At 68.4% G+C, this 11509-nt stretch carries 8 protein-coding genes; 4 read left to right on the top strand and 4 right to left on the bottom strand.

Annotated elements, in window-relative coordinates:
- Window positions 1–106 precede the first annotated feature (106 nt).
- Window positions 107–2704 (bottom strand): class III lanthionine synthetase LanKC, encoded by a 2598-nt coding sequence (lanKC, locus tag ACF088_RS15545; RefSeq protein ID WP_392376294.1) that lies wholly within the window; start codon window positions 2702–2704, stop codon window positions 107–109.
- A gap of 205 nt (window positions 2705–2909) precedes the next feature.
- Between lanKC and ACF088_RS15550 the strand changes: the two genes are divergently transcribed.
- Both ACF088_RS15550 and ACF088_RS15555 read left to right on the top strand, forming a co-directional pair.
- On the top strand, window positions 2910–3563 hold the full coding sequence (locus tag ACF088_RS15550; protein WP_392376295.1) for a GMC family oxidoreductase: 654 nt from the start codon (window positions 2910–2912) through the stop codon (window positions 3561–3563).
- Window positions 3560–3808, top strand: a complete 249-nt coding sequence (locus tag ACF088_RS15555) for a hypothetical protein (protein ID WP_392376296.1) — start codon at window positions 3560–3562, stop codon at window positions 3806–3808. The genes ACF088_RS15550 and ACF088_RS15555 overlap by 4 nt, the downstream gene beginning before the upstream one ends.
- A gap of 151 nt (window positions 3809–3959) precedes the next feature.
- On the opposite strand, the gene ACF088_RS15560 is transcribed toward ACF088_RS15555, so the two are convergent.
- Genes ACF088_RS15560 through ACF088_RS15570 form a run of 3 tightly spaced genes read right to left on the bottom strand, consistent with a single transcriptional unit; the run spans window position 3960 to window position 8560 of the window.
- Entirely contained in the window at window positions 3960–4460 is a 501-nt protein-coding gene (locus ACF088_RS15560) for a hypothetical protein (protein WP_392376297.1), read from the bottom strand.
- A 57-nt stretch (window positions 4461–4517) separates the two neighbouring features.
- Complete coding sequence (locus ACF088_RS15565) at window positions 4518–4940, bottom strand: hypothetical protein (protein ID WP_392376298.1); 423 nt, start codon at window positions 4938–4940, stop codon at window positions 4518–4520.
- A complete protein-coding gene (locus tag ACF088_RS15570; RefSeq protein ID WP_392376299.1) occupies window positions 4937–8560 on the bottom strand; it encodes an ALF repeat-containing protein in 3624 nt (1207 codons plus the stop codon). The genes ACF088_RS15565 and ACF088_RS15570 overlap by 4 nt, the downstream gene beginning before the upstream one ends.
- A 495-nt stretch (window positions 8561–9055) precedes the next feature.
- On the opposite strand from ACF088_RS15570, the gene ACF088_RS15575 reads away from it, so the two are divergent.
- Entirely contained in the window at window positions 9056–9544 is a 489-nt protein-coding gene (locus ACF088_RS15575) for a hypothetical protein (RefSeq protein WP_392376300.1), read from the top strand.
- Window positions 9545–9644: 100 nt separating this feature from the next.
- A complete protein-coding gene (locus ACF088_RS15580) occupies window positions 9645–11255 on the top strand; it encodes a S1 family peptidase (RefSeq protein WP_392376301.1) in 1611 nt (536 codons plus the stop codon).
- Window positions 11256–11509 lie beyond the last annotated feature (254 nt).

Here is an 11509-nt window from a genome sequence, read left to right on the forward strand (position 1 = left end):
TCGTCGGTCTCGGTGGCCAGCTGCTGCAGCTCAATGACGTTGATCATGATCGTTATCCTTCTTCTCGAACGAACGACGGTCGGATGGACCGCCTCTCCCGGAGAGATCACCCCGGGAAGTCTGAGGGGAGGGAACACGCCAGTACCGGGTCGCGCTCGACGTGTGCGTCGAGGGTGAACAGCGGGTCGGCGGTGCCTCGTAGAAGGTGGTCGAGGAAGAGCAGCACGCCCGCGGAGCCGCTGCCGAGGTCGCAGCTCAGCCGTATCCCCGGGTCCCCGTGCAGGTACGTGCCGTCTTCGGTGGGGACGAGGTGCACGAACAAGCGCGCCGCCACGTCCTCGGCCATCGCGCGGGCCGACTCGTCGCCGGTGCGCCGGGCGGCGTCGGACCAGTAGGCCCCCAGTCCCGCAAGCCCCTGGAACAGACCGCCGGCTCGGGTGAACAGGCAGCTCGCGGCCGTTCGGATCCCGGCTGCGGCGCGGGACAGTTCCTCGTCGTCCCCGAGCGAGCGGTAGCGTTCGACCACCATGCCGATCCCGGCGCTCCCGCTCCAGAGATACGGCATGAGCCTGCGGTCCTTCGCCGATACCGGGAACAGCAGACCGCTATGGTCGTACGTGCCCCGCGCGAGGTCGCGGTCCAGCAGTCCTCTCCCCCGCGCACGAGCCGGTTCGTCACCGGTGAGCCGGTACAGGTAGGAGAGGGCCAGGGCGAGGCCCGCGGGTCCGGTGGCCAGCCCGGTGGTCGCCAGGTCGCCGGGGGTCCCGTCGCGCGAGGGTGCGAGCAACTCGTCGGCTCGTTCCAGGTAGCCGCACTCGCCCGTCGCCGCATGGAGCCGCAGACACGCCATCGCCACTCCGGCACGCCCATGGGCGAAGTCGGGGCAGTCGCGCAGCACCGGGTGGTCCACGGCGCACCCCAGCAGCGCCGCCGCCTCGTCGAGACGGCCGGCTTCGGCGAGGACCCAACTCAGGCCCGCCGAACCGCTGAAGAGTCCCGGGGGCAGGACGGCCCGGGACGCGAGGGCATCCCTGGTGAAACGGGCGAGGATCGCGTCCGGAACCTCCGTCCCGGACCGCTGCAGCGCGTGCAGCACGCCTGCCGAACCGTGCCGAACCGCCAACGTGTTGGTCGCGAAGCCATCGGGAACGGTGGGGAAGAGCGTGACCCCGTTCTCGGTATCCGCCGCGCTCAGGATGCCCCGCACCAGATCGTCCCTGACGACGCTCAGCTGCCCCGCGGGGGCGGCCGCCAGCCGCTCCGGGGACACGAACGGCGTGGGTGCGGACAGCCGCAGGGGCGCCCGTCGGCGCAGGACCTGGTCCCATAGCGCGTTCGGGGGCGGGTTCACCCGTTCCAGCAGGGCCCGCAGATGCCCGAGCACGGCGGGGTTGCGGTCCGCGGTCGCCTGGACCGGGGCCAGCAGGTACAGCGCCACGGAGGACAGGGCGTGCTCGTCCTGCGCGAAAGGGTCGGTTCTGGCGAGGTCCGGATCGAAGAATCCGACCGCGCCGATCAGCGCCGGAAGCCGGTCGACGGGGGCGACGGTCTCGAAGTCCACCAGCCGTGGCACGCCGCCGTCCTGGACCAGGATGTTGTCCGGACCGAGGTCGATGAAGGCGTGGCCCGCAGCGTGGAGGTGCCTGAGATCTTCGCGCAGTGCGTCGATCAGTTTCTCGCAGGCCGCGAAATACTGCGCGAACTCCGCTGCGGTGACGGTGCTGTTGACAACGGGATTGTTCCGCACCGTCCATCCATGGAGGGTCTCCCCCTCGACGAACTCCGTCACCAGGAATTCGTGTCCACCCTCGGTGAAGTAGTCGACGGGCTCGGGACACAGTCCCGGATGCATGGAGTGCAGTGCCGTCAAAGTCCGGAATTCTGATTGCAGCCGCCGGCGTGCGTCGCTTTCCAGGCTGACCAGGCCGACGTACGGCCGGGCCTCTTTCAGGAACACCCGCCGCCCGGTGGATTGCCGGATGCCCTGGTACGTTCCGCCGCTGTTACTGAACCGCACCACGCGCTCGATCGTGCAGCCCCCCACCGACACCTCGCCGGCCCGGGGGGTCCGGGCCGCCATCGGCTCCTGGAACGGGTCGGCGATGCCGGGTGGAAGTCCGAATCCGATGCCTCGGCCGTCCACGACGGCGTGTCCGTTCGCATCGATGACCGTTCCCTCAAAGGAACCGTCCGGTCGTATACGGCCCTGCGAAGTGAAGGCACCGTAGCGGTAGTACACGCAGGCCGAGCCCTCGAATGCACGATCGGTCAGAACGTACGGGCCCTCTTCGCCGGCCAGCGCCTCCTTGAGATCGCGCATCAGCCCCAAGGCGGTCCGTGGGTCGCCGGGATACGCGGCGATGAACTTGCCCGCCTGCGACCGCGCGGCGTGCTTGTGGTGCATCACCACGAAGTCGAGCGGTGTGGCCAGGTGTTTGAACACCACTCCGTGCTCCGCGCAGAGCGGCGCCACTATGTCGAGCACCTGCTGCGCCCGATGGGCGCGGGCGCTGATGTGCACCTTCCAACCCTGCGCCTCGACGTGCGGGCCGCCGCCCGGATGCCATTGCCGCCACATTCCGGAGAGGGTGTTTCGCCAGTCGGTCGGCAGGCCCTGGGGAGGATAAGGGACTTCGTTCCCGGACACCGTTCCGGCCGGGACGTAGAAAGGACCAGCTCCCAGAACATGAGCCAATTCATTCATGGTCGCCCCTTCGGGTGGAGTGGTCCGACGGGGAGCCGCTCTCCGACTCACCGTTCTTGCAGGAATGACAATTCCATCGCCGAAAATGCGCTTGGAGAGTAATCACGACTCCATGCGTATCGCTCAATCGAATGACAGCTCGCTCACTTGCTCAAACAAGATGAGATGAGATCGCTGAGCGCCCTAAATATGGATGCTTCGCCCCATGACGCATATGCCGTACTTGTACGAGCGGCAGGCAGGCGAACGCGCGCAGTCCCGCGAACCGGCACCCCGCGGTCCAGACGACGGCTGGGCCTCCGCCGGGGCGACAGGCTGGTCGTACGCCGACGTGCTGCCGTATTTCCGGCGTTCGGAGGAGAACGAGCGGGGCGCGGGCCTCTACCACGGGGTGGGCGGGCCGCTGACGGTCAGCGACGGCAGGTCCGGGCACCCGCGCTCCTCGGCGTTCGTGCGGGCCGCCGAACAGGCCGGACACAAGGCCAACGAGGATTTCAGGGGCGATACGCAGTTCGGCGTCGGCCGCTACCAGTTGACGCAGCGCGGCGCTCTTCGCTGCAGCGCCGCTGTCGCCTACCTGCACCCCGCCCTCGACCGGCCCAACCTCACCGTGCTGTCCTCGTCCCGCGCCAACCGCGTGGAGATCGAGGGCGGTCGGGCAGCGGGTGTCGAGGTCGAGCGGGGCGGCGGTGTGGAGGTCGTGCGGGCCGAGCGCGAGGTGATCCTCTCCGCGGGGGCCTACGAGTCCCCGAAGCTGCTGATGCCGTCCGGCATCGGTCCCGCCCCGCCCTGTCGGCCTTCGGCATCGAGGTCGTCCGCGATCCGCCGGCGGGGCAGGGCCTCCAGGACCACTACATGACGCTGCTCAACTTCCGCACCGACGCCGAGTCGCTCATGAGCGCTGCGAACTGTGTCGTTGAGCTTCTCCTGCTCCCCGCACTGCTCGCCCTTCTTCTTCCCCGCGATCCGGTGGTCGTGCTGGTGCACGAGGTAGGGGCCGATCAGCGAGGCCGTCCGGGCGGGGTGCTGGAGCACACCGTCCAAGAAGAGCCCCCTTCGGTAGGCCCCCCTTGGCGGCTGCGAGCAGGCTGGTTACTGCCATGACGAGCATGCAACGGCTGCAGAGGGTGGTGAGCGGTATGCACGAGCCATGGGGACTTCCATCGGAGGTACAGCGCTTGCAAAGGCATGCGGAGCGTGCCTTTGTCGAGGTGCAGCGGGCAGATACGAAGGGGTCATTCCGTTGCGCGGAGGGTTACTCCCCGCGCATCCAGTCGGGCGATTTCACGCCCCAGAACTCGTTGAGTGCCAGGCAGAAAGAACGGGATTCCCGGCCCAGTTCCCCCCAGATCAGGTGAAGATCAAAGCCTCTGTCCCAAGCCATCAGCAGCGGCTCAAGGAATCCGGTTCCCACCGCGGTGCGGTCCGCGTGACCTTCGGTGGCCATAATGCGTTCCAGGACTCCGAGGGCTTCCCTGCGCTCCTCTGCGGGCATCGTGGGAACATTTCTACGGAATGCGCCGGCGAGCAAACCCAGGCGTGCGGTCAGTGGCGGAACGTCCTCCTCGTCCCGCTCCGTGGGACTAACCGGGTCTTCATTATCAGGTTCGTTCTGCCACTCGCGGACTTCCTCGCGGTCGCTCTCGGCGAGCACCTCGCTCGCGCCGAGCAGTTCACTCCACCAGGCAGGTGTGGACATCAGGGCTTGCCCTCCCGTGAATTCGGCGGCTCGCTCGCGGATCACGTTCCACGGCAAAAGTGGGATGCTACCGCGCGGGCAACACCCCACTCCCCGAGCCCGCTCGCGACTCTCCTACTTCCTGTTCATCCAGTCCGGAGTTTTCACTCCGTGAAACTCATTCAACGAAATGCAGTACGTGCGCGATTCGAGGCCCATGTCTTCCCATATGGCCCGGAGGTCGAAGCCCTCGTCCCAGGCCCCGAGTACCGCTTCGAAGAAGCCGGTCGCCACGGCCGTACCTTCCTGTTCGCTTCCAGAGGCCTGCACATCCTCCAATATCGAGAGAATGCGGCGCCGCTGGTCGGGAGAAATGCTCGCGAAATTCGTGACGAACGCCTGCCCGAGGTCGCCCAGTCGGATGGTGAGCGGTTGTTCTTCCTCCTGATGCGAGGCGAGGCGTCGCCATCTGGCCTGGCTCTGCACGTCCTCCGCTGCGAGCTCCGGACTGATGTCCAGCAGGGAGGTCCACCATTGGGGTTCGGGCATCACAGTCACGGCTTTCCCTCTAGAGCGTTTTCCAGGTCCCGAAGCAGGTCGGTAGCGACCTTGTAGTCGGGCAACTTTTCGTCTGGGTTGGCGCGCATCCACTTCCGCAGAAAGTTGATGTTGTCCTGGGCCTTTTGCAGATGCCCTCGACCGCCCACCTTACCATTGGTGAGAATCTCCCAACGTGCAGCGGCCGCAGTGCTTCCATTTCCCACTACGGCGTTCGGCCGGAACATTTTATCCACCTGGCGTGCCAAATCAGGATCGGAAACGAGCGGCTTGGACATTTCAGAACGGAGGATCGCCTTGTACTGCTCGTGCAGGAATCGGTTGTGCGCCAGCTGGTCCATGGGGCGCAACTCGCCGGCGAGCCACTTCCAACCAAACTTCCTGCCGAGCGGCTTGAAAAGTTTGGCCAGCCCGGACCCGATACCGCCTTCCAGGTACGGCTCGACGGCCGGGGTGTTCTGGAGCTGCTTCATCAGCTCCGGGCCGCATTTGTCGCTGTTGCCCGCGTCGGAGAAGATGCTGTTGCTCGTCCACGAGCAGTACCCGGCCAGGAGCATCGCGGCCGCGTCGTCGCGGTCCTTGAAGGTGTCGATCCTGAGGTGGTCGGCGTTGTCCCCCATCCACCTGTCGAAGTCCGCGGCCAGCGCCTCGCAGGAGCCGATGCCCAGCTTGTCGGGGAGCGGGACGCCGTTGAGGTAACAGGTGCCGTCGAAGGACAGCAGAGCCGAGCCGTTCTCATAGCCCTTGAGGGCGTCCACGGTTCCGGCACCCTTGCCGCCGGAAGGCTCGGAGGTGTCCTTGCGCCGTTCCGCGTCTTCCTTACGCCACTTCTCGGCCGCGATTTCGACGGCTTCAGTGGCGGCCTTGGCCGCTTCGGCGGCGTCCTTGTTCGCGTCGCGGGCGGACTTGCGGGCCGACTCCGCCGAGGCGTAGGCCAGGTCCGCGTAGGTGCGGGCCTGAGCCGCGGACGACGACGCCCGGTTGGCGGACGCAGTGGCGGCAACTGCCGCCCTGCCCGCGGATGCGGCGGCCTGCTTGGCCTTGCGGGCGGAGTCGGCGGCGCTTTCGGCGGACACATCGGCGTCGTGCGCCGACTTCTTCGCGTCGTCGGCATACCCCTGGGCCTCGGTGGCCGAGTCCCGTGCCTGCTTGGCGTACTTGTCCGCCTCGTCCGCCACATGCCGGGCCCTGGCTTCGGCTTCGGCTGCCTGCGCGGCATTCCGCTTGGCCGTGGCGGCGGAACGCTGCGCGTTGGCGACCAGGCGGTTGACCTCCGCCAAGTGGACCGCGGCGTCGAAATCCTGCTTGGCCGCCTTGAAGTGGGCGACGCCGACGAAGTCCCGAAGCATGGACGGCGGACCGGCCAGCGCGACCTCGGCCGCTGCCTTCACATGGGCGCCGCCCTGGTTCATGATCGTTAAGGTTTCGGCGCGGTCGTCCACCTCGCGAGCGGCGTACTGGCCCACTTCGAGGAAGTCCCGCAGCCGGTCGGTGGTCCCGGCCTCGATGGCCGCGCTGCCCTGCCTGTTGACCGACGACCCACCGTCCTGCATGAGCCGCAGGACCTCGACACGGTAGTCGTCGGCCTGTGCCGTGTGCTGACCGGTGGTGAGGAACTCCTCGATCTCGGCGGGCGATCCGGACAGGGCAGCCAGTGCCGCCTTCTTCAGCTTCGGCCTGTCGGAGTCCGCCAGGTGACCGACCCGGGCACGATCGTCCTGCTCGGCCGCGGTCCTGCGGCCGGTGAGTAACCACTGCTGGACGTCGGCGCCGGCACCGGACAGCGCATCGGCCGCGGCCTGCTGCGTCCAGGGGCCGCCGGCGACCATCAGCCGCATGGCGGCCCGGCGGCCCTTGGCGACGGCTGTACCGGTGTCCGTGTCCTTCGCTGTCGCCTCGGTGAGGAGCTGTTCGGTCTCCTTGTCCCGCCGGGCCGATTCGGCCCGCTCCCAGGAGAGGTCCTCGTCCTGCTCCTTGTCCTTGTCCTTGAGGTCCTCGGCGGACTGGACGGCCTCTTCCTTGTCGGCGGCCAGCTGGGCGGCTTCAGCCTTGCGCGCGGTCTGCTCGACGGTACGAGCCTGCTGCGCCGCCTTGACGGCGTCGTTGGCCGCGCCGATCGCCGCGGTGGCGCACTTCTTGGCCTTGTCCGCCCAGCGGTCGGCCTGACCGGCGTGTTGTGCGGCGTCCTCGGCCGCGTCGGCGGCCGCGTCGGCGTGCTTGGCGGCGCTGTCCGCGGCGCTGTGGGCTTCCTTCGCCGCAGCGGCGGCTGTATTGGCCAGCGTTTCGGCCGCGTTGGCGGCCCGGGTCGCGGTGGCCGCTGCCCGGCGGGCTCTGGCCGCGGCCGCCGCTGCGCGGTGTGCCTCCGCACCGGCCGTCGCCGAATAGGTCCCTGCCTCGGCCGCCGCCGTCGCTGCCGCTGCCGCGTGGGTGCCGGCGCTGGCCGCCGACTGCGCGGAGTTGACGGCGTTGAAGACGGCCTTCATCGCGTTGAGCGCGGCATCCGCGGCGGTGCGTGCGCCGGAGGCGGCGGCACGGGCTTCCTGGGCCGCCTTCCGGGCGGTCGACGCCTGGCTCGCGTACTGGGCCGCGGCGTTCGCCGACTGGTAGGCGCGCGACGCCGCCTGCCCGGCGGCGGCTGCTGCCGAGGCCGCCGCGGAAGCGGCGTTCGCGGCTGTGCGGGCCGCGGAAGTGGCGGTGTTGGCCGCCTGAATGGCGGTGCGTGAGGCATTCGCGGCCGCGTCCGCCGCATCCGCCGCCCGGCCCGCGGCTCCCGCCGCGCGCTGGGAATCGTCCTTGGCCGCGGCGGTTTCCCTGGCCGCGCGCTGTGCGGCCTCCTTGGCCTGGCGCGCGGCGTCCTCAGCGCGGGAGGCGGCCTCCTTGGCGGCATCGGTTTCCCGCTTGGCCCGCTTCCCGGCTTCCGCCGCCGCTTCCGCGAGCTGAGCCACGGTCAGTGTCTCCTGATCGCGGGAGCGCGCCACGTGCTGGCCGTTGTCCAGGAACTCCTTGATGTCCTCGGCCGAGCCGTCCAGTGCCGCCTGGGCGGCCTTCTTCACCTCGGGTCCGCCGTCGTGCAGGATCTTCAGAGTCTCGACACGGTCGTCCTCGCGCTGAGCCTTGTACTGCCCGGAGGCCAGGAACCCCGCGAGCGCATTTGCGGAACCGTCGTCGAGGGCCTTCTGCCCGGCCTCGTTCACCGCCTTGGCGCCGTCGTTCATGGCTTGCAGCACGGCGACCCGCTGGTCGTCGGTGAAAGGCTTCCGAATCCCCGAGGCCAGAAACTCCCGGGTGGCTTCAGGCGTCTTCAGCGCCTCCTGCGCGGCGTCGCGCACCCCCTTGCCGCTGGAGTTCAGCATGCGCAGCACCGTCAGCCGGTCGTCCTCCTCGGCTGCGAGCCGCCGGCCTTCGCCGAGAAACGCCGTGATGTCCGCGTCGGAGCCGGTCAGGGCCCGCTCCGCGGCCTCCCTGGTGGCCCGGCCGCCCGTCCGCCATGCCTCGACCGCTCGGCCTCGTTCGCTGAGGGGAGGCTGGTCCTCGGCGGCCGCCGCCGAGGGCGGCGCCGCAATGGCCGTGGACGTGCCCAACGCCCCTGTACAGAGGGCCAGAACCGTGGCGATCACCACCGCGGATCGCGTACCGCCCGCTCTGAGTAATCGAGCTCTCTGTCTTCGCATATCCCCTCAAGACTGTGCAGGGCCCATCGACGGGCCCGTCTTCCGACGCCAAGCGTCGCGGTCGCGTATGTTCCCACAGCTAATGGGACGAGAGGAATCATCTGCGGATGATCCAGCCAAGTAAGACGACTCATCACGAGTAGGCAACGAAGCGGCGTCGGCAATGTAATCAGCAGGAGTCGGATATTGGAGCAGATCGGAATACTTCGGACCCGAAATCAGCAACACGGTCGCAATGTGTGGCCCATGCCACACTTGGCAGGCGTCATGGAGAGTAGATCCGGGTGATATCAATAGGCCGAATTAGCCTGATTGGTCGAGGAGTTCGCCTTCCGTCACTTGGTCGGCGACGCGGGAGCGTGCTCCTGAGTTCCCGGCGTCGGGCCCCGCATACGTGTCTCGTGTGCGGCATCTCCATGCACTGTGTGATGAGGGCGAGGAACCATGAAGCGATCTTCCCGACTGCTGGCCGCCGGCATTGTGGCCGCTGCCGCGGTGCTGCACGGCGCAGCCGTGGCGACGGCCGCAGACCAGCCAGACGACCCGGGAACCACGGCGGAACCTTCGGCGGTCGAGGACTTCGCCTATCCGCAGGCCGACAAGATCTTCAAGGAGAAGGGCATCCTCCTCAAGCGCGGCGACGGGCACATCGTGCTCGCCACCTGCGACAGCCGTCCCGGTCTGGTCGAGGTGTTCTCCCGCGACTCGGGGAGATTCTGCTTCCGCGTCACCGGGAAGAAGGGCTATCTGAGCATGGAGCTTCCGCGGGTCTACGGCGTCAAGGGCAACGGCTACAAGCTCCGCGCCAACATGACGGTGAACAACCGCGAGGCGTCCTTCGACATCACGAAGAACGCCTGGACCCCGGTGGGCGAGACCGCGGACCCCACCCACCGTGACCACATCTTGCTGGAACTCGTCGCCACCAGGTGAGTGACGCCCCGCAGTACCGATCCGACGGAAACAGGCACGGTTCGCCGCTGCCTGCCCGGCAGTTTTCGCTGCAACCCCACAACTCCCGAGGGAGACAGAGATGTTCGGCACGAAGCCACGCTCGGCGTGGTTAACCGGGGTCCTCACCACCGGCATCGCGGCAGGTCTGCTCACCGCGGCACCGGCCCACGCCGTGGTCGGCCCGGCGGCCAAGGACGGTGAGTACGCCTTTACCGCGCAGCTCGACATCGGTGGCCAGCGCAGCTGCACCGGAGCACTGGTCGACCCGCAATGGGTGATAACCGCCGCCCGGTGTTTCGCCGACCGGCCCGATCAGAGCACCGAAGTCGAGCCCGGCGCCCCGAAGTTGAAGACCGTCGCCACCATCGGCCGTACCGACATGAGCGGTGACGAGGGGCAGACCGCGGACATCGTGGAACTCGTGCCCCGCGCGGACCGGGATGTCGTCATGGCCAGGCTGGCCAAGCCGGTCACCGGGATCACACCCGTGACGGTCGCGACCAATGCCGCCGCGCAGGGCGAGACGTTGCGGGTCACGGGCTACGGTCGCACCGAGGACGAATGGGCACCCGAGCGCCTGCACTCCGCCGAGTTCACGGTGAAGGCGGCGGACACCACCTTGCTGAAGATTGGCGGGGCGGATCCCGCCAATGCCGCCATCTGCGCGGGCGACACCGGCGGCCCCGCTTTCCGGACGGTGTCAGGACGGCCGGAACTGGTCGCCCTCAACAGCACCTCCTGGCAGGCGGGCTGCTTCGGTGCCGACGCGGCCGAGACACGCAGGGACGCGACCAGCACTCGCGTGGACAACCTGAATCTCTGGGTGCAGAACGTCCGCTACCGTCCGGTCTTCGCCGCCGCGCCGTGGGAGAAGGCCACTCACATCGCGTCGGGCTACTTCACCGGCGGCTCGGCCGGCGGTTCCCGGCACATGGACATGATCGTGCGCTGGAACGACGCGGAAGTCACCCTCTACCAGGGCTCCGACGACAAGGACCCCCGCCACCCCTTCGCCGCCGAGTACCAGCTGGCCGAGCCGCCGAAGCCGGGCAAGACCACCATCTGGCAGCACGCCAAGCAGATCACCGGCGCAAGTTTCGGCGGCGGTACGGACGGGCTGGTGGTGCGCTGGGGCGACGGTGAGCTGACGCAGTACACCCACGTCGACGCCAAGGGCTTCCACGGGGAGAAGATGCTCGCCAAGGCCAAGAACACCCTCTGGCCGCATGCCCAGCAGATCACCGCCGGCCGGTACTCGGCCAACCAGCAGCGTGACGACCTGCTCGTGACCTGGGACGACGGCCGAGTCACCCTCCACCCCGACATCGACACCAACGGCGTGGCGGACAAGGCCCAGAAGGTGATCGTCAACAAGAACACCACCTGGACGCACGCCACCCATATCAGCGCCGGGGAGTTCACCGGCACGAAGACCATGGACCTGCTGGTGCGGTGGTCGGACGGCGAGGCCACCCTCTACCCGGGTGTCGACACCGCGGGCTTCCACGGCGAGACCAACGTACGCCCGAAGAAGTCCTACTGGACGAACACGAACGCGATGGCCGGCGGCGCCTACGCCGCCAACGACCGGGCCAACGATGTCATCATCCCTTGGGCCAACGGGTCGGTCAGCCTCTACCCGGGTGTGGACGCCTCGGGAACACACGAAGAAATCAAGATCGTCAATTGACCCGAGGCCGCGTGGTGCGACGGGAGCGGCAGCTCCCCGCCGCGTCACGCGGCACCGCGGCACGCGGCCGGCCCGGCCCGGCCGCCCCTCCTCCCCCGTCCCGACACCGCAACGGAAAGCTCCATGAGACGCATACCGTGGATGCGCACCACCCTTATTGCTCTGTGCGCATCACTGGCCGTCACCGCCCCGGCGGCCGCTCTCCCCCACGAGGGACCGGGTTCACCCGGAACCGGGCCCGGCCCCGCGAGCCC

The sequence above is a fragment of the Streptomyces sp. NPDC015125 genome (genome assembly GCF_043080045.1).
In the GTDB taxonomy this organism is placed as follows: Bacteria; Actinomycetota; Actinomycetes; order Streptomycetales; family Streptomycetaceae; genus Streptomyces.

Bases quoted from the DNA above. Each gene is read 5' to 3' on its own strand.
- lanKC (WP_392376294.1), bottom strand. From the start codon at position 2,704: ATGAATGAATTGGCTCATGTTCTGGGAGCTGGTCCTTTCTACGTCCCG.
- ACF088_RS15550 (WP_392376295.1), top strand. From the start codon at position 2,910: ATGACGCATATGCCGTACTTGTACGAGCGGCAGGCAGGCGAACGCGCG.
- ACF088_RS15555 (WP_392376296.1), top strand. From the start codon at position 3,560: ATGACGCTGCTCAACTTCCGCACCGACGCCGAGTCGCTCATGAGCGCT.
- ACF088_RS15575 (WP_392376300.1), top strand. From the start codon at position 9,056: ATGAAGCGATCTTCCCGACTGCTGGCCGCCGGCATTGTGGCCGCTGCC.
- ACF088_RS15580 (WP_392376301.1), top strand. From the start codon at position 9,645: ATGTTCGGCACGAAGCCACGCTCGGCGTGGTTAACCGGGGTCCTCACC.